Origin of the sequence: Enterobacter cloacae complex sp. 2024EL-00227, from assembly GCF_043945315.1 — a bacterium.
In the GTDB taxonomy this organism is placed as follows: domain Bacteria; phylum Pseudomonadota; class Gammaproteobacteria; order Enterobacterales; family Enterobacteriaceae; genus Enterobacter; species Enterobacter roggenkampii.
On sequence record NZ_JBIMQP010000009.1, the window covers coordinates 38,115 to 63,140 of the forward strand.

General features: G+C 59.3%; 23 protein-coding genes. 16 read left to right on the forward strand and 7 right to left on the reverse strand.

The annotated features are described in order from the left end of the window. Positions 1–41: 41 nt before the first annotated feature. Positions 42–476, reverse strand: coding sequence for a universal stress protein UspF (gene uspF, locus ACHH0Z_RS16225; RefSeq protein ID WP_039025368.1), 435 nt, complete (start codon positions 474–476; stop codon positions 42–44). A gap of 245 nt (positions 477–721) precedes the next feature. Further along, positions 722–1,393 carry an MgtC family protein gene (locus tag ACHH0Z_RS16230; protein ID WP_008502394.1) on the reverse strand — a complete coding sequence of 224 codons (672 nt, stop codon included), beginning with the start codon at positions 1,391–1,393 and terminating at the stop codon, positions 722–724. A 454-nt stretch (positions 1,394–1,847) separates the two neighbouring features. On the opposite strand from ACHH0Z_RS16230, the gene ACHH0Z_RS16235 reads away from it, so the two are divergent. After that, on the forward strand, positions 1,848–3,053 hold the full coding sequence (locus ACHH0Z_RS16235; RefSeq protein ID WP_045409979.1) for an MFS transporter: 1,206 nt from the start codon (positions 1,848–1,850) through the stop codon (positions 3,051–3,053). 20 nt (positions 3,054–3,073) lie between these two features. On the opposite strand, the gene ACHH0Z_RS16240 is transcribed toward ACHH0Z_RS16235, so the two are convergent. Beyond that, positions 3,074–4,063 (reverse strand): 2-hydroxyacid dehydrogenase, encoded by a 990-nt coding sequence (locus ACHH0Z_RS16240; protein ID WP_023311563.1) that lies wholly within the window; start codon positions 4,061–4,063, stop codon positions 3,074–3,076. A gap of 867 nt (positions 4,064–4,930) precedes the next feature. Here ACHH0Z_RS16240 and ACHH0Z_RS16245 point away from each other — a divergent pair. From ACHH0Z_RS16245 to ACHH0Z_RS16255, 3 genes are read left to right on the forward strand one after another with little or no spacing between them, the layout of a single operon-like run. Further along, positions 4,931–7,564 carry a YdbH family protein gene (locus ACHH0Z_RS16245; protein WP_045409984.1) on the forward strand — a complete coding sequence of 878 codons (2,634 nt, stop codon included), beginning with the start codon at positions 4,931–4,933 and terminating at the stop codon, positions 7,562–7,564. 2 nt (positions 7,565–7,566) lie between these two features. Further along, on the forward strand, positions 7,567–7,758 hold the full coding sequence (locus ACHH0Z_RS16250; RefSeq protein ID WP_008502388.1) for a YnbE family lipoprotein: 192 nt from the start codon (positions 7,567–7,569) through the stop codon (positions 7,756–7,758). A gap of 7 nt (positions 7,759–7,765) precedes the next feature. After that, on the forward strand, positions 7,766–8,083 hold the full coding sequence (locus ACHH0Z_RS16255) for a YdbL family protein (protein ID WP_008502387.1): 318 nt from the start codon (positions 7,766–7,768) through the stop codon (positions 8,081–8,083). On the opposite strand, the gene feaR is transcribed toward ACHH0Z_RS16255, so the two are convergent. Next, positions 8,084–8,992 carry a transcriptional regulator FeaR gene (feaR, locus tag ACHH0Z_RS16260; protein WP_021241324.1) on the reverse strand — a complete coding sequence of 303 codons (909 nt, stop codon included), beginning with the start codon at positions 8,990–8,992 and terminating at the stop codon, positions 8,084–8,086. A 241-nt stretch (positions 8,993–9,233) separates the two neighbouring features. Between feaR and ACHH0Z_RS16265 the strand changes: the two genes are divergently transcribed. Next, positions 9,234–10,733, forward strand: a complete 1,500-nt coding sequence (locus ACHH0Z_RS16265) for an aldehyde dehydrogenase family protein (RefSeq protein ID WP_025911374.1) — start codon at positions 9,234–9,236, stop codon at positions 10,731–10,733. Positions 10,734–10,821: 88 nt separating this feature from the next. Here the strand turns inward: ACHH0Z_RS16265 and ACHH0Z_RS16270 are convergent, their stop codons facing one another. From ACHH0Z_RS16270 to paaZ, 3 genes are all read right to left on the reverse strand, one after another. After that, positions 10,822–11,928: a GGDEF domain-containing protein gene (locus ACHH0Z_RS16270; protein WP_023344047.1), complete on the reverse strand. Its 1,107-nt coding sequence runs from the start codon at positions 11,926–11,928 to the stop codon at positions 10,822–10,824. 118 nt (positions 11,929–12,046) lie between these two features. Beyond that, positions 12,047–14,320, reverse strand: coding sequence for a primary-amine oxidase (gene tynA / locus ACHH0Z_RS16275; protein ID WP_045409987.1), 2,274 nt, complete (start codon positions 14,318–14,320; stop codon positions 12,047–12,049). 205 nt (positions 14,321–14,525) lie between these two features. Next, positions 14,526–16,565 carry a phenylacetic acid degradation bifunctional protein PaaZ gene (gene paaZ, locus ACHH0Z_RS16280; protein WP_045409989.1) on the reverse strand — a complete coding sequence of 680 codons (2,040 nt, stop codon included), beginning with the start codon at positions 16,563–16,565 and terminating at the stop codon, positions 14,526–14,528. Between the two features lie 101 nt (positions 16,566–16,666). On the opposite strand from paaZ, the gene ACHH0Z_RS16285 reads away from it, so the two are divergent. From ACHH0Z_RS16285 to pcaF, 11 genes are read left to right on the forward strand one after another with little or no spacing between them, the layout of a single operon-like run. After that, positions 16,667–16,840, forward strand: a complete 174-nt coding sequence (locus ACHH0Z_RS16285; protein WP_163291595.1) for a hypothetical protein — start codon at positions 16,667–16,669, stop codon at positions 16,838–16,840. A gap of 10 nt (positions 16,841–16,850) precedes the next feature. Further along, entirely contained in the window at positions 16,851–17,780 is a 930-nt protein-coding gene (gene paaA / locus ACHH0Z_RS16290) for a 1,2-phenylacetyl-CoA epoxidase subunit PaaA (protein ID WP_021241328.1), read from the forward strand. A 12-nt stretch (positions 17,781–17,792) separates the two neighbouring features. Then, the gene (gene paaB, locus ACHH0Z_RS16295; RefSeq protein WP_045409990.1) at positions 17,793–18,080 is read left to right on the forward strand and encodes a 1,2-phenylacetyl-CoA epoxidase subunit PaaB; all 288 of its coding nucleotides are present in this window, start codon (positions 17,793–17,795) and stop codon (positions 18,078–18,080) included. 8 nt (positions 18,081–18,088) lie between these two features. After that, positions 18,089–18,835 (forward strand): 1,2-phenylacetyl-CoA epoxidase subunit PaaC, encoded by a 747-nt coding sequence (gene paaC, locus ACHH0Z_RS16300; protein WP_045409999.1) that lies wholly within the window; start codon positions 18,089–18,091, stop codon positions 18,833–18,835. 11 nt (positions 18,836–18,846) lie between these two features. Next, on the forward strand, positions 18,847–19,344 hold the full coding sequence (gene paaD, locus ACHH0Z_RS16305) for a 1,2-phenylacetyl-CoA epoxidase subunit PaaD (RefSeq protein WP_008502378.1): 498 nt from the start codon (positions 18,847–18,849) through the stop codon (positions 19,342–19,344). Between the two features lie 7 nt (positions 19,345–19,351). Further along, positions 19,352–20,422 (forward strand): 1,2-phenylacetyl-CoA epoxidase subunit PaaE, encoded by a 1,071-nt coding sequence (paaE, locus tag ACHH0Z_RS16310; protein WP_044596347.1) that lies wholly within the window; start codon positions 19,352–19,354, stop codon positions 20,420–20,422. Continuing rightward, complete coding sequence (paaF, locus tag ACHH0Z_RS16315) at positions 20,419–21,186, forward strand: 2,3-dehydroadipyl-CoA hydratase PaaF (RefSeq protein ID WP_045410000.1); 768 nt, start codon at positions 20,419–20,421, stop codon at positions 21,184–21,186. Before paaE ends, paaF begins: the two co-directional genes overlap by 4 nt. Further along, a complete protein-coding gene (gene paaG / locus ACHH0Z_RS16320) occupies positions 21,186–21,974 on the forward strand; it encodes a 2-(1,2-epoxy-1,2-dihydrophenyl)acetyl-CoA isomerase PaaG (protein ID WP_102046742.1) in 789 nt (262 codons plus the stop codon). The genes paaF and paaG overlap by 1 nt, the downstream gene beginning before the upstream one ends. Before the next feature lies 1 nt (position 21,975). Beyond that, the gene (gene paaH, locus ACHH0Z_RS16325) at positions 21,976–23,400 is read left to right on the forward strand and encodes a 3-hydroxyacyl-CoA dehydrogenase PaaH (RefSeq protein ID WP_045410002.1); all 1,425 of its coding nucleotides are present in this window, start codon (positions 21,976–21,978) and stop codon (positions 23,398–23,400) included. Further along, positions 23,390–23,812 (forward strand): hydroxyphenylacetyl-CoA thioesterase PaaI, encoded by a 423-nt coding sequence (paaI, locus tag ACHH0Z_RS16330; protein WP_395149553.1) that lies wholly within the window; start codon positions 23,390–23,392, stop codon positions 23,810–23,812. The genes paaH and paaI overlap by 11 nt, the downstream gene beginning before the upstream one ends. Next, positions 23,812–25,017: a 3-oxoadipyl-CoA thiolase gene (pcaF, locus tag ACHH0Z_RS16335; protein WP_045410003.1), complete on the forward strand. Its 1,206-nt coding sequence runs from the start codon at positions 23,812–23,814 to the stop codon at positions 25,015–25,017. Before paaI ends, pcaF begins: the two co-directional genes overlap by 1 nt. The last annotated feature ends 9 nt before the right edge of the window (positions 25,018–25,026 follow it).

The window sequence follows — 25,026 nt, forward strand, 5'->3', positions numbered from 1 at the left end:
GTCATCTGCTATCTGACCGTATACAGAGGCGCAAGCGCGTTCTATCTAACGACCAGCACAGGACATTTCGCATGCCGCACCACTGCCGCAGCGTTCGAACCCAACAGATACGTCGATATGTCAGGCTTATGGGAGGCAATGATGATCAGGTCGGCGCCGATCGTGTCAGCGAGCTTAAGGATTTGATCCTTAGGCGATCCCGTCACGGCGTGAGTCTGTATCTTATCTGCAGGAATTTTGAATTGCTTAACAATCTCATCCAGTTTCGCTAAAGCAGCGTGCTGGAATTCTTTCATCTTCGGCATTTCTGCGGGGTAGGCCAAACCTAACGATGAATAATAGGGAAGCGATGGAATAACAGTAAGAAAGTGAACCTTGGCCGTGTTAAGTGCGGTGTGTGCCTGAACGAACGGGATAACCATGTGCGTCAGGCTATCCTCGGAAATGTCAATAGGAACCAAAATTGAGTTGTACATGTGTCCCTCCTGAGTGTTTTTCACACAATTCAGGGTAGACCGTTAATTTCAGGAAAACAGAGAGCAGGGTGTCATAACGGGGACAAATTTCGGTTATGTGATAGGCGTACAGTCGAACCTGTCCGTGATCTTGCCAACGTGGCGTGACAACGAACAGGGACATCCGGGGATGAATCTCTTCGCGTCACGGTCCGTTTTCTGCAAAACGGCAAAGCCTCAACCGGGCGCAATGCCCGGTATCGTATTCATATTGCGTGGCAGCTTACGGAAGCCATAATTTTATTCCCGCCGATATTACCCATAATTAGCTCGAGTAATTTCCGGTATTCCTCACGGGTCATCACCTCGGCCCGTATTTCAGTTTTTCCTTCTGCTTGCGCCGTATCGCAATAAATGGCTTTCAGACTCAACGTCAACTCTTTCGCCATGTTGACCACACTCTGCCGCACCGCATCTTCATGCTCGTCATCACAGGTGATTTTCAGGACATAGCATTTTTCGCCTTCATGGATCGCGGGCAGTTGATTAATCCGCTGCGCAGCTTCGCGAAGCAGGATGTTGGCGCACAGAATAATCACGCTGGCCATACCGGCATTCCAGAATTGACCTAATCCACATAGCACGCCAATTCCGGCCGAACACCACAGTGTCGCGGCGGTATTAAGACCGCGAATATTCATTCCCTCACGCATAATAACGCCAGCGCCAAGGAAACCTATTCCGGAGACAATCTGCGCTGCAATACGCCCCGGGCTATCGGGTGACGTCGAGAGGGAACTTAAAATAAACACGGCCGCACCCGTTGCAACCAGAGCATTGGTGCGAAGCCCGGCCATACGCTGGCGCCACTGTCTTTCCGCGCCAATAATTGCGCCCAGCAGCATCGCTGCGAGCAGATGAGAGATATAAGGGAACATCAGCCTGTCGCCTGTTAACATGGTTACACGATAAGCGTCAGCGCTTCACAAAGCACAGTATGACGCCGTTAAAACGCAAAGCATGTCAGCGCGAGGGCGGCGGAAAGAGTGAATGATTAAACATGAACATCGCGATGCCCCACAAATTTGGTCGTTCTTAATGTATTGGGATGCAATCACGTCAAGAGGATTGCTGCCCACCGTTAAGGTAAGCAGCGAGAAAATCGCGTCAGCTTACCTTCGTATCAAAGATAAAATGGCTTTCCAACGAAGGACTCCTGTGAAATTTTTTGCCAGTATAAGCAGGCGCAATAATGAGTAAAGTAAAAAAACAGCGCCCTTGATGTATTGTTTAAGTTTGCAGGGAAATTTTTTCAGACGTCATCTGATTTTCAAAAATACCCGGTATACTGCATTTTGCTTATTTCAGGCAATAACAGGCAAGGCAGGAAGTATGTCTCTTCGTTCGCTGCGGGCGTTATGCCTGACAAGTTTTTTCATTGCTGATGTTCGTGATGGTCTGGGGCCTTTCCTCGGTATTTTCCTGACCGAACGCCACTGGACCCCTGATGATATCGGCATCCTGATGACGGCCGGCGGGCTGGCGGGGTTACTGGCCACGCTGCCGGCGGGGTTCATCACCGACACCTCCCGCAACAAGCGCGCTGTGCTCGCGCTGCTGTGCATTCTGATCACGCTCAGCACGCTTCTGCTCTGGTTTAGCCAGCAGAGCAGCGTTGTCGCCGTGTCGCAAGTCGTCACCGGTATCTGTGCGGCATTTGTCGGGCCGTTGATCGCCGGGATTACGCTGGGGTTGACCGGGCAGGGCGGGTTCAGCGCGCAGATGGGTAGAAACGAAGCGTTCAATCACGGCGGCAATTTTGTTACTGCACTGATCGCGGGCGGCATTGCGTGGTACTGGGGCGTGGGCGGGATTTTCCTGCTGATGACCAGCACCACGCTGCTAACGCTGTGTGCGCTGCTTGCCATTCGCAACAGCGATATCGATAACGACGCGGCGCGCGGGCTGTCCTCTTCAGCGAGCCTGCCGGTCCCCGGTTTTGCGGTGCTGATGAAAAACCGGGCGCTGTTTGTGACCGGGCTGACGCTGCTGCTGTTCCACCTGGCGAACGCCGCGCTGCTGCCGATGCTGAGCATGAGGGTTGCCGCGGCACCTGCCGCGATCAACCCCGGTTTGTATGCAGCAGGTACCGTCATCATTTCTCAGGCCGTGATGATCCCTGTCGCCATCTGGGCCTCGCGCCGGATCGAACACTATGGCTCCTGGCGCTTGATTATGCTGGCGCTGCTGGTTATGCCGGTGCGTGCGGCGCTGGCGGCATCCACGGATGCGCCGTTAATGATGATCCCGGTACAAATTCTCGACGGCCTGGCCGCCGGGATCCTGGGTGTCGTCGTACCGTCGTTTATTGTGGTGCTGCTGCGCGGAAGCGGGCACGTCAATGCCGGGCAGAGCGTGGTGATGTTGATGCAGGGAGTAGGGGCATCCATGAGTCCGGCATTAACCGGGACGATCGCCGGTCATTACTCGTTTGCGACGGCATTCAGTGTCCTGAGCGCGATTGCGCTGGCTGCCGTCCTGCTCTGGTGGCGCGTTGCGCACCGGAGCTGGGAAACAAACGCGCCGGGTGAGGCTTAGCCGCCCACCCGGCGTAGCACTTAAGCCAGCTCGTTAGGGCACGCTTCGCCCTTTTCCAGCTGCTGCAGATTACCCAGCGTGGTTTCCGAAATGCTGATCAGCGCTTCGGCAGTCAGAAACGCCTGGTGTCCGGTAAACAGCACGTTATGACAGGCAGACAGGCGGCGGAACACGTCGTCCTGGATCACATCATTCGACTTGTCCTCAAAGAACAGATCGCGTTCGTTCTCGTACACGTCCATCCCCAGCGCGCCAATTTTCTGAGTTTTCAGCGCTTCGATAGCGGCCTGAGAGTCAACCAGCCCGCCGCGGCTGGTGTTGATGATCATCACGCCATCTTTCATCTGGTCAAACGCCGCCTGGTTTAGCAGGTGGTAGTTCTCCGGCGTCAGTGGGCAGTGCAGGGAGATCACGTCAGACTGCGAGAACAGGGTCGGCAGGTCGACGTATTCCACGCCCAGCTCCAGCGCAGCGGCGCTCGGGTACGGATCGAACGCCAGCAGACGCATGCCGAAGCCTTTCAGAATGCGCAGGGCGGCGATGCCGATTTTACCGGTGCCGATCACGCCCGCGGTTTTGCCGTACATGGTAAAGCCGGTCAGCCCTTCCAGAGAGAAGTTGGCATCACGGGTGCGCTGATAAGCGCGGTGAATACGACGGTTGAGCGACATCATCATGCCAATCGCATGTTCCGCGACCGCTTCCGGGGAGTACGCCGGGACGCGCACCACCCTCAGACCCAGCTCTTTCGCCGCGTCGAGGTCCACGTTATTAAAGCCCGCGCAGCGCAGGGCGATATATTTCACGCCCTGTTTTTTCAATTCTTCCAGCACCGGGCGACTGCCGTCGTCGTTAACAAAAATGCAGACGCCTTCACAGCCGTGCGCCGTTTTGGCGGTTTTTTCGGACAGCAGAAAGTCGAAAAATTCAAGCTCAAACCCGTAAGCCTCGTTAACATGTTGCAGATACTTTTTGTCGTACTGCTTTGTGCTATATACTGCGAGTTTCATAAGACTTTCTCCAGTGATTTTGCATTCACGTTAGCATGATTAAAATTATCTTACAATTTCTAAAATATTATTGAATTCAATAAGTTCTATCAATTATTTTAGAGCATATCTATATCCTAACTCCATGATATTCTTGCTACGAGGAATCTTTGGCGTGAATCGGGTCAGGGCATGTAGAGAAAAATGCAGTGGGTTGAGGATGCGAAAAAAGCCAGTCTGAATTAAGTTAAAGAATGGCAAGAGGGTGTGAAAACTGCAATCCTTCCGGATGTGATGGGACGATATCGGGAACTGGGTGAGTTTCTGATAAAGAGGGAGAATGATGCATGTCGCAACAACCGGAGTTGTCCTTTTCTCCGTCAATGCTGCCCGCTTTGTGCTATTTTATTGTATCTATTGTAATTTTTTTCTTGTTATATATCGGGAAACAGAAGGTTAACCGGCTCCGTAAATACCCACTGTTCATAGCCTATACGCTGTTTGTGATAGCCATTGCAGCCATCCAGATTAACGTTTTTGCCAACGGCTATGAGTTTGTTCGCGGTTTTTTACATATCGATTTTGATCCCTGGCGGTACGATTCGGTGTACTGGGGGTCATTGATATTCGCTATGCTTTACCTGCTGGCAATGCCCAGGAACAGGTATTAGTTTCGCCGTGTTTTCCCCTTTTTTACGCCTGAAATAATGCGTAACCCGCTGAATCTAAAATGTGTTCTTTAGGTTACGCATAGCAAAAAAGTTACCTCATACTATTTACAGCATCTATCCTTAATCCTGGCGTTAACTTCAACTCAACCGCTAAACATGCGACAATGATCGGCACTGCCGGCTTAATTCTTTCGCTAAATCAGGATATTAACTGCCCATGAAGGGTAAATACAAAGCCGCTCTTGCGCTTTTACTGCTGTTCATATTGTTGCCGCTGACGCTGCTGATGACGCTCGCTCAGTGGGTACCGACGCTCGCCGGGATCTGGCTTCCCGTCGGGACGCGCATCGCGTTCGAAGAGAGTCCGAAACTGACTCGCCGCGCGCTGGTGATCCCCGATCTTCGCTATCTGGTGGAAGACTGCGAAATTGCCCGCATCGATAACGTGACGCTGTCACACCCCAGCCGCTGGAAGCTGGATATCGGCGCGCTGGATCTTAACACCGTCTGCCTGAGCAAAATTCCCCAGTCGGCGCCCTCAACGGTCGCCCCGAAAACGCTGGCACAATGGCAGGCAGTGTTACCCAATACCTGGCTCACGATTCACCGTCTGACGCTGTCGCCCTGGCAGCAGTGGCAGGGCGAGCTGCATGCGTCGCTGACGCCGTCCATTCAGGAGATCGCCTATAAAGGCGAGCAGGTCAGCATTAAAGGTACGCTTCGCGGTCAGACGCTCTCGGTCAGCCAGTTCGATATCCAGCTCCCGGACCAGCCGCAGCCGATTAAGCTGGTGGGCGAGTTTACCCTGCCGCTGGTGCCGGATGGCGTGCCGGTGAAAGGCCACGCGGTGGCGACCTTTAACGTGCCACAGTTAACGTCTCTGGTCGATGCCGATCTCGACTGGGAAGACAATCAGGGACAGCTGGTGGTGATGGCGAGAGACAACCCCGATCCGCTTCTCGACCTGCCGTGGCAGATCACGGCGGAACAGCTCAACATCAGCGACGGGCGCTGGAACTGGGATCTCTCGGGTATGCCGCTGAGCGGGCGGGTGTCCCTTCGCGCCGACAACTGGCAGCAGGGGCTGGAGAAAGCCACCCTGACCGGACGACTGAACGTGTTGACGCAAGGCGATGCGGGTAAAGGCAACGCGGTACTGAATATTGGGCCCGGCAGGCTCAGCATGGAAAACAGCGACATGCCCCTGCACCTGAGCGGCGAGGCGAAGCAAAACGATCTCATTCTTTACGCCAAATTACCGGCAAAACTGACCGGCAGCCTGTATGAACCGCAGCTGGCCTTTGAGCCGGGCGCGCTGCTCCGCTCGCGCGGGCGCATCATTGACTCACTCGATATCGATGAAATCCGCTGGCCTCTGGCGGGCGTGAAGCTCACCCGGAAGGGCGTGGACGGTCGTTTACAGGCGATTCTGCGCGCCCATGAAAACCAGATGGGGGATTTTGAACTCCACCTGGACGGTCAGGCCAACGACTTTTTACCCGATAATGGCCTGTGGCAGTGGCGCTACTGGGGCAAAGGTGGCTTTACGCCGATGCATGCCCGCTGGGATGTCGCCGGGAAAGGCGAGTGGCGAGACAACCTTATTGAGCTGACGGCGCTCTCCACCGGCTTTGACAAGCTTCAGTACGGCACGATGGAGGTCAGCACGCCGCGTCTGGTGCTGGATCGGCCTGTACGCTGGCTGCGCGATGCCGAAAAACCAACCTTCAGTGGGGCGTTGTCGCTCAACGCAGGGCAAACCCGTTTCTCCGGCGGCAGCGTGTTGCCGCCCTCGGTCCTGACCTTCAGCGTCGACGGCACCGACCCGACGATTTTTCAGTTTAAGGGTGACCTCCATGCGGACAACATCGGCCCGGTACAGGTGAACGGACGCTGGGATGGCGTGCGCCTTCGCGGGCAGGCCTGGTGGCCGAAACAGTCCCTCACCGTATTCCAGCCGCTTATTCCGCCGGACTGGAAAATGACGCTGCGCGACGGGGCGCTTTATGCGCAGGTCGCCTTCTCGGCGGCGGCCGATCAGGGCTTTGAAGCGGGCGGGCACGGGGTGCTGAAATCCGGCAGCGCCTGGATGCCCGATAACCAGATTAACGGCGTCGATTTTGTGCTGCCGTTCCGCTTCAGCGAGGGCACCTGGTCTCTGGGCACGCGCGGTCCGGTCACGTTGCGCATCGGTGAAGTGGTAAACCTGGTGACCGCGCGCAACATTACCGCGGATTTACAGGGCGATTATCCCTGGACGGAGGACAATCCGCTGCTGCTCACCAACGTGAAGGTGGAAACCCTCGGCGGGAAGATCACCATGCAGCAGCTGCGAATGCCGCAGCACGATCCGGCTCTGCTGCGGGTGGACAATATCTCCTCGAGCGAGCTGATTAGCGCCGTCAATCCGAAACAGTTCGCCATGTCGGGGCCGGTCAGCGGGGCGCTGCCGTTCTGGCTGGACAACGAAAGATGGATCATTAAGGATGGCTGGCTGACCAACCCGGGGCCAATGACGCTGCGCATCGACAAAGATACGGCCGACGCCATCGTGAAAGACAATATGGTCGCGGGCGCCGCGATTAACTGGCTCCGCTATATGGAAATTTCGCGTTCGTGGACGAGAATCAATTTAGATAACCTGGGGGAATTAACCATGCAGGCGACCATCAAGGGGACCAGCCGGGTCGATGGCAAAAGCAGCTCCGTCAACCTGAACTATACCCATGACGAGAATGTCTTTACCCTCTGGCGCAGCCTGCGTTTTGGAGACAACCTGCAAACCTGGTTTGAGCAACACGCGGCGATACCCGGTCTCCGCAGTTCGACTGGCAAGGAAAGTGAGGAATAACAATGAAAAAGATGGCTGGTGCGCTCACCGTTGCCGTTGCCGCGCTACTGTCCGGCTGTACGCCGCGCATTGAAGTCGCTGCGCCAAAGGAGCCGATTACCATCAACATGAATGTCAAAATCGAACATGAGATCCACATTAAAGTCGATAAAGACGTTGAAACCCTGCTGAAATCGCGCAGCGATCTGTTCTGAGGATGCCATGAAACGAGTAGCTCTGATTTTGCTGGCGCTGGGGATGAACGTGCAGGCGGCTACGCTCACCCTCAACGATGCCCGGGCCCAGGGGCGCGTGGGGGAAACCCTCAGCGGTTATCTGGCCCCGATTCAACAGGATGCCGAAACGCTGGCGCTGGTCAATCGCATCAACGCGGCGCGCACGGAAAGCTACCAGAAGCTGGCTGACAGCAATAATTTGCCGGTCGATGAAGTGGCCAAAATGGCAGGGCAAAAACTGGTTGCCCGCGCCCAGCCGGGCGAGTATGTGAAGGGCATTAACGGAAAATGGCTGAAAAAATAGCTAGCGGTAGCGCTTGCGGTATTCACCCGGCGAAACGCCAAAGCGCTGCTTAAACGCCGTTGAAAAATGGCTATGGTCGGTGAACCCCCAGCTGTAGCCAATCCCCGCCAGCTTTTCGTCATCACCGGCTGCGCGCAGCACCTCCGCGCAGCGATCCAGGCGGCGGTTTTTAATGTACTGCGCGACCACCAGCCCCTTCTCGGCAAACATACGATAGAGGCTGCGCACGGACATACCGCTTTCGGCGGCAATCCATTCCGGGCGCAGCGATTCAGACTGAATGTGGTCGTCAATCAGCGCCACCACATGCTGGAACTGGCGCTCCTTACGCGGCTGAATGATTTCGCGCTGCTGGAAAGCGGGGCGCAGCAGGCAGATCATCGCTTCGAGCGCCGCTTCGCTCTCCCGGTCACTCAGGCTGGCATTGCTCATGCTCTCCATCAGCAGGCGATGGCTTAGCTGTACCGTGGGCAGCGTGCGGGAAAGGGCGGTGGCGCAGCTTATCTCCTGAAAACGGCACTGCTGCTCAATAATCTGACGGGGAACCAGGAGCGAAATCTGGCGGGATTTTTCCTGCCAGTTGATCGAGCAGGGACGTGAGGCGTCAATCAGCGTGATATCCCCGGTTCTGAGTACCGCGCGACGGTCATCCTGCTCAATCTCCGCGCTGCCTTCGAGCTGAAACACGGTATAGAACCAGGCATCGTTACTCTGTTTGATCTCCTCACGGGAGCGGAACAGGTTGACACCACCGGCGGTGACGGTGCTGAGCTTCAGGCTGCGCGCATAGCTGGTCTCCAGCTCGCCGTAGAATCTGCCCCCGGTGGGCTGCGCGTTAAAACGCCCGCAAACCTGGTTAATTTGCGCCAGCCACTGCTGATACTGTTCCTGCTCGCTTGCACACGCCATCGTTTCTCTCACTGCACCGTCAACGTTTTCGCATTGTTGCATTTGTGTTGCATTTTGTCAGAGCTATGAGGCTGACTATAGGAAAGAACACTCACCGGTAACAGCGATATAAGCGGCAATTATCGCGATTTGCGGCGCCTGTCACAGGTGGCAAAGCGAATGTCACAGAGACAAAAGCGAGAATGCAAAACCCCTCTTAGACTGGATGAACACCCTGCGAAGAATAACGAAGGAGTATCCTATGTCTGAATCACTGGTGGCTATTCAGCCTGCCGTGCAACAATTTTTAGACCGACAGCATGGCCTGTGGATTGAAGGGCGTCAGGCCGCGTCGGACAGTGAAAAGCGGCTTAATGTCTACAACCCGGCCACGGGCGAAGTGATTGCCTCAACTGCCGATGCCAGCGTCGACGACGTTGATCGTGCCGTCATGTCCGGCTGGCGCGCCTTTGTGGCCCGTACCTGGGCCGGAAAACTCCCGGCGGAGCGCGAGCGGATCCTGCTCCATTTCGCCGATCTCGTTGAAAAGCACGGCGAGGAGCTGGCTCAGCTTGAAACGCTGGAGCAGGGCAAGTCCATCAACATCTCCCGTGCCTTTGAAGTCGGCTGCACCCTGAACTGGATGCGCTATACCGCCGGGCTGACCACCAAAATTGCGGGCAAAACCCTCGATCTCTCCATCCCGCTACCCCAGGGGGCACGCTATCAGGCGTGGACGCGTAAAGAGCCGGTTGGCGTGGTGGCCGGAATTGTGCCCTGGAACTTCCCGCTGATGATTGGGATGTGGAAAGTGATGCCAGCGCTGGCCGCGGGCTGCTCTATCGTCATTAAGCCGTCGGAAACCACGCCGCTGACCCTGCTGCGCGTGGCGGAACTCGCCAGTGAAGCGGGCATCCCGGACGGGGTGTTCAACGTGGTGACCGGCAGCGGCGCGGTGTGTGGCGCAGCGCTGACCTCGCACCCGCATATTGCGAAGGTGAGCTTTACCGGCTCAACGGCAACGGGTAAGCAAATTGCCCGCGCGGCGGCGGACACGCTCACCGGGGTGACCCTGGAGCTGGGCGGAAAAAACCCGGCCATCGTGCTCAAGGATGCGGACCCCGCGTGGGTGATAGAAGGATTAATGACCGGCAGCTTCCTGAACCAGGGGCAGGTGTGCGCGGCCAGCTCGCGTATCTACATAGAGGCGCCGCTGTTTGACACGCTGGTCGGCGGGTTCGAACAGGCGGTGAAATCCCTGAGCGTCGGGCCGGGCATGTCGCCGGAGGCCTTTATCAACCCGCTGGTGTCGCGTGCGCACTGCGACAAGGTGCAGTCCTTCCTTGATGAGGCGACGTCGCGCAACGCGGAGCTGATCGTCGGTAACCGTGGTCCGGAGGGCAAAGGCTATTACGTGTCGCCGACGCTGGTGGTGAACCCGGATGCCTCGCTGCGGCTCACCCGCGAAGAAGTGTTCGGTCCGGTGGTCAACCTGGTACGCGTCGCCGACGGGGAAGAGGCGCTCCAGCTGGCAAACGACACCGAATATGGCCTGACGGCCAGCGTCTGGACGCAGAATATCAGCAAGGCGCTGGAGTACACCGACAGGCTGCAGGCGGGCACCGTGTGGGTGAACAGCCATACGCTGATCGACGCCAACCTGCCGTTCGGCGGGATGAAGCAGTCCGGAACAGGGCGTGACTTTGGTCCTGACTGGCTGGACGGCTGGTGTGAAACCAAGTCGGTGTGCGTGCGGTATTAAAAAGCAAGCCGGGTGGCGGCTACGCCTTACCCGGCCTACAACGACTCGAACCGTAGGCTGGGTAAGCGCAGCGCCACCCGGCTTTTATCTACAGCGACCACCGATCCCGCCCGGCCTCTTTCGCCCGATACAGCGCCGCATCGGCGCGGGCGATAATCTCGGTGCCCGCGAGTCCCCCCGCCATCCCCGCAATCCCCATGCTCACGGTGACATGGTCGCTGACCGTCGAGGCGCCGTGCGGTATGGCCTCTGCGCGAAGGCCGTCCTGGATACGCAGGGCGACCTTTTCAGCGATGTTCTCCGGGCAATTAAACAGAATCACCAGAAACTCTTCGCCGCCGTAGCGTGACACCACATCCTCAGGTGTGCGCACCGACTGCTTAAGCACGCGCGCCACGCGCGTCAGACAGTCGTCACCCGCCTGGTGTCCGTAGGTGTCGTTGTAGCGCTTGAAGTAGTCGATATCCAGCATAATCAACGAGAAGGGCTTCTTCTGCTCAACCGCGTTCTCCAGCACCACCTCCATTTTCCGTCGATTGGCGGTTTTGGTTAACGGGTCCTGATGCGCCAGCGCATCCAGCCGCGAAATCAGCAGCTGATTTTGCTGGTTACGTCGCCAGGCTTCGTCAAACCAGCTCAGCAGAATAAAACGCCCGCAGATCAGGATCAGCGTAAAGACGCTCCAGATAACAACGAAGTGAAGGTTGAGACCATCGTTTCGTATCCAGCTTGCTATCGGCAGGGTGATCCAGAGCGGGAGCACAAAGGCGAGCAGCCCTTCAGGGTAAAAATAGAGCGCCGTCAAACCGGCGAGTAACAGAATAACGCACAGCGGCCAGACGTGCGGGAGCAGCAGTTGGGTGATAAACCAGAAGCAGGAGACCGACCAGATGGCGCTGCAGATAAACAACACCACGCTGATGCCGGCGATGCGCCGCCAGGCCATAAGGATCAGCGCAGCCGAGAGGATGATAATACCGAGCATGGAGGCATCGACGATTCTCGTCAGCTGCGGCGAGTGGGGATAAAGGGGATCGCTGGCCTTAAGCAGAACGTGTCGCAGCAGAATCATCACCGCGAAGCTGATATTGACGAAGGCCAGCCACGGGAGGTTCATCGCCAGTCCATGCATGACCATGGCCTGGCGCGTTGGCCAGGTTGCCCGTTCCAGCGTCGGTTTTTTTCTTTTTTCCATAAAGCCCTTTCCCGTCCGGGGGATAAATCATGCAGGTGAGATATCAGTAACTATAAGCAAGCCAGGACGATCCTCAAACGGCAGGGCAAAAAAAACCGGGCAATTGCCCGGCGGATGGTTATTTTTCGTCTTTTTTCTTCCCGAGCGTTGGCGTCTCGTCGAAGAAATTCCACGGTTTAAGCAGGGTATGCACCCATTCCGTCGGCATGATCGGCCACTCCTCCGCGCGCGCCACGTGGGTGGTGCCGGTGGTCATCCAGACCACGTCATCCTGATCGTTCAGCGACTCGTTATCCTTGCTGTACTGCCCAAGGCCCGTGTCGTGGATGGAGCGGTTCGGGAATTTCCCTTCCGGGTAGAGCTCATCAGGGTGGTAGCGGGTCACCCACAGCTGTTTGTCCATAAAGCTCAGGCGATGGTAAATCCACTCGTCCGGGGCAAATTTCGCGCCGGTCGCCACCGGGTGCGTGCCGCCCGCGTAAGGGATGATCTGGTACGAGACCGGGTTGCCCATGCGGTTCTCTTTACTTGTGTTGCTCAGCAGTCGAATCGTGCCCGGGTCGAACTTCTGCGCCGCCTGCTGCTCGGTATCAATATCGTACTGATTAATCTGCATGGTGCTGGTGCGCGGGCCCCCGGCGGTATTCGGCTTCACTTCCGGATCCATCGCCACCAGCTTGTTGTTGATGCCGTCCACGTCCATATCAAGACGGAAGTTGTAGATGTGCTGGTGCGTGGTGCCCACGATGTTGTGGTCGATCAGCGTGCCGTATTTAGTGTCATCTTTGGCGGTGGCGTCGTGCATGGTTTTCGCCTGCACGCCTTTCACCGCCTCGATACCCGTCGCGCCGGCGTCAATGCCGATGGTGCCATTTTCATGGAACACCCAGTCGAAGATGTAATCGTAGTTGCCCACGGTACTTACCCAGCGCACCACCAGTTCGCGGCGCTCGGTGCTGACGTTAGGCTGGCCCATCTCCTGATGCTTATATTCCGGCCCCGCGTAGCGTTCGAAAATCGCAATCGCGCGCGGGATCTCCATCGGCGCGCCGGTGTAGTCCGGGATAGTTTCGTTGAGCATCACCGCGTTGGACGGCACGTCTTTCCCGCGCACCAGCGGCGAGGTCAGGGTGCCCATACCGTAGTCGCCGGAATCAAGATAGGCCTTGAAGTACCAGCCCACGTCCGGATCGCCGTAAGGAACGATCATGCCGCCGAGCGACCCCTGATACATAATCTGGCGTTTTTTGCCGTTGTCGTTATACGTGACGGTTGAAATCATCGGGCCGACGCGGGAGTCCAGGCTCAGGTGGAAATCCCAGTTCTGCCAGTGCACCATATCGCCGGTAATAGTGTAGTTCTTGCCTTCCGGCTCAATGATGTCGAGCGGTTTTTTCGGCGTCTCTATACGGTCGCGGCCATCGTAGGGGCGCGGCGTCATCGGAACCGGAACAACGGCGCCTTCTTCAATCTTCTGGATTTTTTTCTGCTCAAGATCGACCACGGCCACCAGGTTCTCAATCGGGTGCGCCCAGTAGTTGCCGTCGCCGACGTCGAGATAGCTCACCACCTTCAGCAGGCGATCTTCCTGCTTCAGGCCGTCTTTACCGTCGAAATAGCCGACGGTCAGCGGCGTGGTAATCACTTTTTTCGGGTCGGTGATGCCGTGTTTTTTAAGCACCTCGGCAAACTCCGTGCTCTCGTTAACGATCTGCTGCACCGCAGTGAAATCATCCAGCAGCACCATGCCGTGCGCGTCTTTCACCGGCTCCCAGCGCAGGATTTTTTTATCCTTCAGATCCACCACGCTTTCGATGACGTGCTTCCCATCGAGCATCACAATCTTTGCCTGACGCGGGGCATCCAGAGCCGTACCGTTAAGCACAAAGTCCCACACTTTGGCTTTCTCTGGCTCAGCAAGGGCAATCTGGGTAAAGCGGGTATTCGGTTTAAAATCCGCTGAGGCTTTGACAATCTCAACGGCCTGCTTAATTTCGTCCGCCGTCAGCGCGTTCAGCGGGTGAGGGCGTTTTTCAACCTGGAAAGTCTGGTCAAGACCGGACTGGAAAACATCATTGATGAAGCTGTCAGAGATAAAGGCTTTCTTGCCTTTCATCACCACCGGCACCTCGAGCTTGAGGGTTTTCCCGTTGACGATGGCGGTTTTAGCGCCCGGTTTGACCTTCACAAAGGCGCCGTCTTTCGCAATGGTGAACATCTGTGCGTAATCATCCCACTGCACGTCCGCGCCAAAGTCCTTCAGTGTTTTGTCCATCGGGACCATATGCGCCTCGCTGCCGTGGGCGAAAACAGGGGATTGCCAGGCGCAACACAGCGCAACGGCCATAGCCAGCGCCGTTCTACGGGCAGAAAAAGAAGAATTGCTTCCCATCGTAGACCTCATCTTGTTGTGTTTATTGTGTTGTGACAGCCTTATCCTGACAGGCGCCTGAGAAAAGCGTTTGCCTGCATCTGCCAGATTATTTGCCAGTCTTGCCAGGTTAAAAAAAGAGCGGGGCGATGTCACACCCCGGCTGGTCGTCGTAGGCCGGGTAGGCATCGCGCCACCCGGCAGGAAAGGTGGTGAAGGGAAGGTGTCAGAAATCCCCCTGCTGGCGCGCCACCAGCGTCAGGATGGAGTAGAGCGCCACGGCCTGCTGGTGCTGGTTGAAGATCTCAACCGCCCATTCCACCACGCCGGTTGGTTTTTCCTCAGCACTGCGTTGTTTCTTCAGCGTTTTACGCTTGCAGGTCAGACGCACCTGAATGGTATCGCCCGGTTTAACCGGCTCGATAAAGCGCAGGTTTTCCATGCCGTAGTTGGCAATGACAGGCCCAACGCCCGCATCAACGAACAGCCCTGCCGCGGCGGAAATCAGGAAGTAGCCGTGCACCACGCGCTCGCCAAAGATCGACTCTGCCGCGCCGATCTTGTCCATATGGGCGTAGAAGTGGTCGCCGCTCAGGCAGGCAAAGTTCACGATGTCCGCTTCCGTCAGGGTGCGGCGCGGCGTCAGCAGGCTGTCGCCCGGCTGCAGCTCCTCAAAGTATTTGCGGAACGGATGCACGCGATCTTCCTGCACCGCTGCGCCACGCACCCACTGCTTGCCGATGGCGGCCAGCATGGTTGGACTGCCCTGAATCGCGGTGCGCTGCAGGTAGTGCTTCACCGCGCGCAGGCCACCCAGCTCTTCGCCGCCGCCCGCACGTCCGGGACCGCCGTGCACTAGCTGTGGCAGAGGGGAACCGTGGCCGGTGGATTCTTTCGAGGCTTCCTCGTTGAGGATCTGGATACGCCCGTGGGCGCGCGCCGCGCCGAGAATAAACTGGCGGGCAATGTCCAGGTCTGCGGTGACCAGCGTGCCCGCCAGGCTGCCGCCGCCCGCACGGGCAAGCTGCATTGCGTGCTGTGCGTTGCGATACGGCATCAGGGTCGCGACCGGCCCGAAAGCCTCCGTTGCGTGGACGGCAGGGGTTTCATCCGGCTGCGGGCAGAACAGCAGGGTCGGCGGGAAGAACGCGCCCGCGGCCTGCAAATCCGCTTTGCCTCCAAGACGGACCTGGCAGCCTGCGGCGATCAGCCGATCCACTTTCTCCTGCACGTCCGCGCGCTGTTCGGCGTTGACCAGCGCGCCCATCTTTACCCCTTCCTGCGCCGGGTCGCCCACCACCACCTTTTCCAGGCGGGCAACCAGCGCCTGGCTCACGGCGTCAATCTGGCTCTGCGGGACGATAATGCGGCGGATGGCCGTACATTTCTGCCCGGCTTTGGCGGTCATCTCGCGCACCACTTCCCGAATGAACAGGGCAAATTCCGGCTGCTCCGGCGTGACGTCTTCCCCCAGCACGCAGCAGTTCAGGGAGTCGGCTTCCATCGTGAACGGAATGGCATTCGCCACAATATTCGGGTGCACGCGCAGGCTTTGCCCGGTGCTGGCGGAGCCCGTAAAGGTGACCACGTCCTGGCTGTCGAGCTGGTCGAGCAGATCGCCCGCGCCGCCGCAGATCAGGCTGATGGCACCGTCCGGCACCAGCCCGCTGTCGACGATGGATTTCACCATCGCCTGCGCCACCTGCGCGGTAGCGGTGGCAGGTTTGATGATGGCGGGCATGCCCGCAAGCCAGGTCGGGGCCAGTTTTTCCAGCATTCCCCAGCAGGGGAAGTTAAAGGCGTTGATGTGCACCGCCACGCCGGACTTCGAGGTCAGGACGTGACGCGCGGCAAAGCCGCCTTCTTTTGACAGCGGGATCGGCTCGTCTTCCGGCCACACGGTGTCATCCGGCAGCTCGCGGCTGCCCAGGCTGGCGTAAGTGAAGAGGGTGCCGATCCCGCCTTCGATATCGACCCAGCTGTCTGCTTTCGTCGCCCCGGTCTGGGCGGACAGAGCATAAAACGTCTCTTTCTCGTTAAGCAGATGCTTTGCCACCGCCTTCAGCATGGCTGCGCGTTCGATAAAGGTCATCGCGTGAAGCGCTTCGCCGCCGCGCTCAATCGCATAGCGACGGGCGGCCGCCATGTCCAGCCCTTCGCTGGTCACGCTCCACAGCGCTTCGCCACTGATGGCGTGATGAATAGTGCGTTCGCGGCCCCGGCCAGACTGCCAGGCGCCGGACAAGAAGCTGGCTAACTGCTGCATCGCTTATCTCCAAATGTTACGTGGTTTACCCATTAATAGTTTGATCGTGAATCATAAAAATCAAGCTGAGTTTTTAATGAATTGTTAACGATGTGATCTGGATGGATGAATCACAGAATACCAAGGCCCGCCTATCAAGGCTTGAAGCAAAAGCCTTGCGAGCAGCATCACAAAACAAGCAAACAATTCTTGGGGTTATATTTAACCTTTGTGTAACTTTTAAAAAACAAAGTGATTCAGCATTACGCTTTAATTTGCAAACTAACGAATCATAAAGGTGATGACGTGACGCAAGAACAACGGTTTGAGCAGCGCATAGCGCAGGAGACGGCGATTGAGCCTCAGGACTGGATGCCTGACGCCTACCGTAAGACGTTGATCCGCCAGATTGGCCAGCATGCGCACTCCGAAATTGTCGGCATGCTGCCGGAAGGGAACTGGATCGCCCGCGCCCCGACGCTGCGCCGCAAGGCGATCCTGCTGGCGAAGGTGCAGGACGAAGCCGGACACGGGCTTTACCTCTACAGCGCGGCGGAAACGCTGGGCTGCGCGCGGGAAGACATCTACCAGAAGATGCTCGACGGCAAGATGAAATACTCCTCCATCTTCAACTATCCGACCCTGAGCTGGGCCGATATCGGCGTGATCGGCTGGCTGGTGGACGGCGCCGCCATCGTCAACCAGGTGGCGCTGTGCCGCACCTCTTACGGTCCGTATGCCCGCGCGATGGTGAAAATCTGTAAAGAAGAGAGCTTCCACCAGCGTCAGGGCTTTGAAGCCTGCATGGCGCTGGCGCAGGGCAGTGAAGCCCAGCGTCAGATGCTGCAGGACGCCATCAACCGCTTCTGGTGGCCGGCGCTGATGATGTTCGGGCCGAACGACGACAATTCGCCGAACAGCGCCCGCAGCCTGGCGTGGAAAATCAAACGCTTTGGCAACGACGAGCTGCGCCAGCGCTTTGTCGACAACACGGTGCCGCAGGTGGAGATGCTGGGCATGACGGTGCCCGATCCCGACCTGCATTTTGATGAAGAGAGCGGTCATTATCGCTTCGGCGAGATCGACTGGCAGGAGTTTGACGAGGTCATTAACGGGCGCGGCATCTGCAACCACGAACGCCTGGCCGCGAAACGTAAAGCCTGGGAAGAGGGCGCGTGGGTGCGGGAAGCCGCGCTGGCGCACGCCGAAAAACAACGCGCCCGTCAGGCCGCTTAAGAGGAAATAACCATGAGCAATGTCTACTGGCCGCTGTACGAAGTGTTCGTACGCAGCAAACAGGGGTTGTCCCACCGTCACGTGGGCAGTCTGCATGCCGCCGACGATCGCATGGCGCTGGAAAATGCGCGTGATGCCTATACCCGCCGCAGCGAAGGCTGCTCTCTCTGGGTGGTTAAGGCGAGCGAGATTGTCGCCTCCCAGCCGGAAGAGCGCGGCGAGTTCTTCGACCCGGCGGAAAGCAAGGTTTACCGCCATCCGACGTTCTACACGATCCCTGACGGCATCGAGCATATGTGAGGCAAATAATGAATTCAGTGACTGCCTATGCCCTGCGTCTGGGCGACAACGGTCTGGTGCTTTCTCAGCGTCTCGGCGCCTGGTGCGGCCACGCGCCGGAGCTGGAGATCGACCTCGCGCTCGCCAATATCGGTCTCGACCTGCTGGGACAGGCGCGTAATTTCCTGACCTATGCCGCGGAGCGGGAAGGCCAGGGCGATGAGGACACGCTGGCGTTTGGCCGCGACGAGCGCCAGTTCCGCAACGTCCTGCTGGTGGAGCAGCCGAACGGCAGCTTCGCCGACACCATTGCCCGCCAGTACCTGATGGATGCCTGGAACGTGGCGCTGTATGAACGCCTGGCTCAAAGCCGCGACGGCCAGCTTGCCGCCATTGCCGCCAAAGCGATTAAAGAGGCGCGCTACCACCTGCGCTTCAGCCGCGGCTGGCTGGTGCGGCTGGGCGACGGGACCGAAACCTCCGCGCAGAAAATGCAGCAGGCCATCGACAGCCTGTGGCGTTTTACGGCGGAGCTGTTTGACGCCGATGACGTCGAGCGGGAGCTGATTGAGTCCGGCGTGGCGGTTGACCCGCGCCTCCTGCGCCAGCCGTGGGAAAGCGAAGTGTATGCCGGTCTGAATGAAGCCTGCCTGCAGGTGCCCGCCGAGGTGGCGTACCGCACCGGGGGCAAGCAGGGGCTGCACACCGAACATCTGGGCCCGATGCTGGCGGAAATGCAGTATCTCCAGCGCGCGTATCCCGGTCAGCAGTGGTAAAGGAGAACGTTATGCAACGCCTCGTCGACATCGCGCCTGCGCAAATCCCGCAGATCTGGGCGCTGTTAAGCCAGATCCCCGATCCGGAAGTCCCGGTGTTAACCATCACCGATTTAGGCATGGTGCGCAGCGTGAAGGCGCAGGGGGAAGGCTGGGTTATCGGCTTCACGCCCACCTACTCGGGCTGCCCGGCGACGGAACACCTGCTGGGGGCGATCCGCGAGGCGATGACCGCGCACGGCTTTACCCCGGTGCACATTGTGCTCCAGCTTGAACCCGCCTGGACCACCGACTGGATGACCCCCGACGCGCGCGAGCGCCTGCGGGCGTACGGCATCAGTCCGCCCGTGGGGCATAGCTGTCACGCGCACGCCCCGGTGGAGGTGAGCTGCCCGCGCTGCGCCAGCACCGACACCGCACTTATCAGTGAATTTGGCTCGACGGCCTGCAAAGCCCTCTACCGCTGCAATTCCTGCCGTGAGCCCTTCGACTATTTCAAATGTATTTGAGGCTGCCATGACAACGTTTCATTCATTAACAGTGGCAAAAGTGGAACCCGAAACCCGCGACGCGGTGACCATCACCTTTGCGGTGCCGCAGGCCCTGCAGGAGGCCTACCGCTTCCGTCCCGGCCAGCACCTGACGTTAAAAACGACGCTTGGCGGGGACGAGCTGCGCCGCTGCTACTCCATCTGCCGGAGTACCGCCCCGGGCGAAATCAGCGTGGCGGTCAAAGCGATTGAGGGCGGGCGCTTCTCCCGCTATGCCCGGGATGAGATCAAAGCGGGCATGGCGCTGGAGGTGATGGTTCCCCAGGGGCAGTTTGGCTACCAGCCCCGGGCCGAACGCGAAGGCCACTACCTGGCGATTGCGGCAGGCTCCGGGATCACCCCGATGCTGGCGATTATCTCCGCGACGCTTGTGACCGAACCCAACAGCCATTTCACCCTGATCTACGGCAACCGCAGCAGCCAGAGCATGATGTTCCGCCAGGCGCTGGCGGACCTGAAGGACAAATACCCGCAGCGTCTGCAGCTGCTCTCCATCTTCAGCCAGGAGCGGCTGGACAGCGACCTGCTCTATGGCCGCATCGACGGGGAAAAGCTGCAGGCGCTGGCGAAAACCTTGATCAACTTCCGCCAGTATGACGAGGCGTTTATCTGCGGCCCGTCTGCCATGATGGATGACGCGGAAGCCACGCTGAAGGCGCTGGGGATGCCGGAGAAATCCATTCACCTTGAGCGCTTTAACACCTCCGGAATCACCGTTAAGCGCGCGGCGCACGTGCAGGCAGAAGGCCAGAAAGTGACCGTTCGCCAGGACGGGCGCGACCGTGAAATCACCCTGACGGCGGACGACGAAAGCATTCTGGATGCCGCCCTGCGTCAGGGAGCGGATCTGCCGTATGCCTGCAAGGGCGGCGTCTGCGCCACCTGTAAATGCAAAGTGCTGCGCGGGAAGGTGGACATGGCAACCAACTACAGCCTGGAGCCGGACGAGCTGGCGGCCGGGTATGTGCTGAGCTGCCAGTCGCTGCCGTTAACCGCCGACGTGATCGTCGACTTCGACGCGAAGGGGATGGCATGAGCGAACTGATTGTTACCCGTCATGGCCGCGTGCTGCAGCTGACGCTGAACCGTCCGGCGGCGCGCAACGCCCTCAACAACGCGCTGTTGACTCAGCTTGCGGAACAGCTTGAGGCCGCCGCTGTGGATGCCGACATCGCCGTCTGCGTGATTTACGGCAGCGAGCGCTGCTTTGCCGCCGGGGCCGATCTCAACGAAATGGCGGAGAAAGACCTGCCTGCCACTCTGAACGATATTCGCCCGCAGCTGTGGGCGCGGATCAACGCGTTTCCTAAACCGCTGATCGCCGCCGTAAATGGCTTCGCGCTGGGCGCGGGCTGCGAGCTGGCGCTTCTGTGCGACGTGGTGATTGCCGGTGACAACGCCCGTTTCGGCCTGCCGGAAATCACGCTCGGCATCATGCCCGGCGCGGGCGGCACCCAGCGTCTTATCCGCAGCGTCGGGAAATCCCTGGCCAGCAAAATGGTGCTGACCGGCGAGAGCATTACCGCCGGGCAGGCGCTGAACGCCGGACTGGTGAGCGATGTTTTCCCGGCGGCGCTGACGCTGGAGTATGCCCTGAAGCAGGCGGCCCTGATGGCGCGCCACTCCCCGCTGGCGCTGCAGGCGGCGAAGCAGGCGCTGCGCCAGTCCCAGGAGGTGCCGCTCCAGGCCGGTCTGGCCCAGGAGCGCCAGCTGTTTACGCTGCTTTCTGCCACCGAAGACCGCCGGGAAGGCATCGACGCCTTCTTACAAAAACGCACCCCCGACTTTAAAGGACGCTAATTGTGGAATTTATTCTCAGTCATGTAGAACAGGGCGTGATGACCCTTACGCTGAACCGTCCGGAGCGTCTGAACAGCTTTAACGACGTGATGCACCAGCAGCTGGCCGACTGCCTGAAACAGGCCGAGCGCGATGACACTATCCGCTGCCTGCTGATCACCGGGGCTGGACGCGGCTTCTGTGCCGGTCAGGACCTGAACGACCGCAACGTCGACCCCAACGGCCCTGCGCCGGATCTGGGCATGTCCGTTGAAACCTTCTACAACCCGCTGGTGCGCCGCCTGGCAAAGCTGCCAAAGCCGGTCATCTGTGCCGTTAACGGTGTAGCGGCGGGCGCGGGCGCCACGCTGGCGCTCGGGTGCGACATGGTGATTGCGGCGCGCTCCGCCAGCTTTGTGATGGCCTTCAGCAAGCTCGGCCTGGTGCCGGACTGCGGCGGCACCTGGCTGCTGCCGCGCGTGGCCGGACGCGCCCGCGCCATGGGGCTGGCTTTGCTCGGTGACAAGCTCAGCGCTGAACAGGCGCAGGCGTGGGGGATGATCTGGCAGGTGGTGGATGACGAGCAGCTTTCCACCACGGCACAGCAGATGGCCCTGCATTTTGCGTCGCAGCCGACCTTCGGGCTGGGGCTGATCAAGCAGGCTATCAATGCCGCGGAAACCAACACCCTGGACGCCCAGCTCGATCTCGAGCGCGACTATCAGCGCCTGGCCGGGCGCAGCGATGACTACCGCGAGGGCGTCAGCGCCTTCCTGGCGAAGCGCGCGCCGAACTTTACGGGGAAATAAGATGCTGAATATACGGACTGTCGCCGTGATCGGCAGCGGCACGATGGGCGCAGGGATTGCCGAAGTCGCCGCCAGCCATGGTCATCAGGTGCTGATCTACGACATCTCAAGCGATGCGATATCGCGCGCCATCGACGGGATCCGCCAGCGTCTGGCCTCCCGGGTAACGCGCGGAAAACTCTCTGCCGATGCCGGGAGCCAGATCCTTGCCCGGCTGGTTCCCGTCACGGATATCGAGGCGCTCTCCGCGGCCGATCTGGTGATTGAAGCGGCCTCAGAGCGGCTGGAGGTGAAAAAGGCGCTGTTTGCGCAGCTGGCTGAGATCTGTCCGCCGCAGACGGTGCTGACCAGCAATACCTCTTCCATCTCCGTCACGGCGATTGCGGCGGACGTCCACCACCCGGAGCGGGTCGCAGGGCTGCATTTCTTTAACCCGGCGCCGGTGATGAAGCTGGTGGAGGTGGTCAGCGGGCTGGCGACCTCTCCGGAAGTGGCCGACGCGCTGTGCGAGCTGGCGCTGAACTGGGGCAAACAGCCCGTTCGCTGCCAGTCCACGCCGGGGTTCATCGTCAACCGCGTTGCGCGTCCGTTCTATTCCGAGGCCTGGCGTGCGCTGGAAGAGCAGGTCGCGCCGCCGGAGGTGATTGACGCCGCCCTGCGCGAAGGCGGCGGCTTCCCGATGGGGCCGCTGGAGCTGACCGACATGATTGGTCAGGACGTGAACTTTGCGGTGACCTGCTCGGTCTTTAACGCCTTCTGGCAGGAGCGTCGTTTTCTGCCTTCGCTGGTTCAGCAGGAGCTGGTGCTGGCAGGCAGGCTGGGCAAAAAGAGCGGGAAGGGCGTTTACGACTGGCTGGGTGACAAACCCGACGTGCAGTGGGTCAAGGCGGTGAACGACAGCTATAGCCCGATGCGCGTGGAAAAAAGACGTGACGGTGTCACAGGAATTGATGATGTGTACCTGATTGAAACGCAGGGGGAGACCGCGCAGGCGCTGGCGCTGCGGCTCAACGGCCCGGTGGTGGTGGTCGACCGCATTGAGCGCGACGTGGCGGTCATTGCCGCCGCGGCCAGCAACCCGCATACCGCGACGCAAAAAGCCATCCGCTACCTGCAGCAGCAGGGGCTCCGGGTAGTGCAAATTGCCGATTATCCCGGCCTGCTGATCTGGCGGACGCTGGCGATGATTGCCAACGAGGCGCTGGATGCCCTGCAAAAAGGGGTCGCCAGCGAGAAGGACATCGACACGGCCATGCGCCTGGGCGTGAACTACCCGAGCGGGCCGATCGCCTGGGGCGAGCGCCTGGGCTGGCAGCGCCTGCTGACGCTGCTGGAGAACCTGCAGCGTCATTACGGCGAAGAGCGCTATCGCCCCTGTTCACTGCTGCGCCAGCGCGCGCTTCTGGAGAGTAGCTATGAGTCATAACGCCTGGCATAACGCCCGCACCATGTACGAACGGGACGCCTGCGCGCAGGCGATGGGGATGGACATTGTCGAGATGGACGAGGGCTACGCGGTGGTAACCATGACCATCACCCCGCAGATGCTGAACGGTCACAAAACCTGCCACGGCGGACAGCTGTTTTCGCTGGCGGACGCCGCTTTTGCCTACGCCTGCAACAGCCAGGGGCTGGCGGCGGTAGCCTCCGGCTGCTCGATTGACTTTCTGCGTCCGGGCTTCGCCGGGGACACGCTTACCGCCACCGCGCGGGTGAAGCATCAGGGAAAGCTGACCGGCGTGTATGACATTGAAATCCAAAACCAACAACAGAAAACCGTCGCCCTTTTTCGCGGAAAATCTCACCGCATTGGCGGCAGCGTGACAGGAGAGGCCTGATGCGTGACGCATTTATTTGTGATGGCGTTCGAACCCCGGTGGGCCGCTACGGCGGCGCGCTTTCCGCCGTTCGAACTGACGATCTCGGCGCCGTGCCGCTGCGCGCGCTGCTGGCCCGCTACCCGCAGCTCGACCTGGAGCGGATTGACGACGTGATTTTCGGCTGTGCCAACCAGGCGGGGGAAGATAACCGCAACGTGGCGCGCATGTCGTTGCTGCTGGCCGGTGTGCCGCAGACGGTCTCCGGCACGACAATCAACCGCCTGTGCGGATCCGGGCTGGACGCGATTGGTTTTGCCGCGCGCGCCATTAAGGCGGGCGACGGCGACCTGCTGATTGCGGGCGGGGTGGAGTCGATGTCCCGCGCGCCGTTTGTGATGGGCAAAGCCACCGCGGCGTTTCAGCGACAGGCGGAGATCTTCGATACCACCATCGGCTGGCGATTTGTGAATCCGCTCATGCATCAGCAATTCGGAACTGACAGTATGCCGGAAACGGCAGAGAATGTAGCTGAATTGTTAAATATCAGCCGTGCCGATCAGGACGCGTTTGCCTTGCGCAGCCAGCAGCGTACCGCGCAGGCGCAGCAGAACGGCATTCTGGCGCAGGAGATTGTCCCGGTGCCGGTGCCGGGCAAAAAAGGGGCAGTCACAGCGTTCAGCGTGGATGAACATCCGCGCGCGGACACCACGCTCGAACAGCTTGCCGGCCTGAAAACGCCGTTCCGTAAGAACGGGGTGGTCACGGCGGGCAATGCCTCCGGCGTCAACGACGGCGCGGCGGCGCTGATCGTCGCCAGCGAGAAGATGGCGCTGGCGCAGGGGTTAGTCCCGCGCACGCGGATCGTGGCGATGGCGACGGCAGGCGTGGAGCCCCGTCTGATGGGGCTCGGCCCGGTACCTGCCACCCGCAGGGTGCTGGAGCGCGCCGGACTCAGTATTCACGATATGGACGTCATTGAGCTTAACGAAGCTTTCGCCGCGCAGGCGCTGGGCGTGCTGCGTCAGCTGGGCCTGCCGGATGATGCCGCGCACGTCAACCCGAACGGTGGCGCGATTGCGCTGGGCCACCCGCTGGGCATGAGCGGCGCCAGGCTGGCGCTGGCCGCGAGTAACGAACTGCACCGACGCGGCGGGCGCTACGCGCTGTGTACGATGTGCATCGGTGTGGGTCAGGGCATTGCCATGATCCTTGAGCGTGTTTGAGCATAAAAA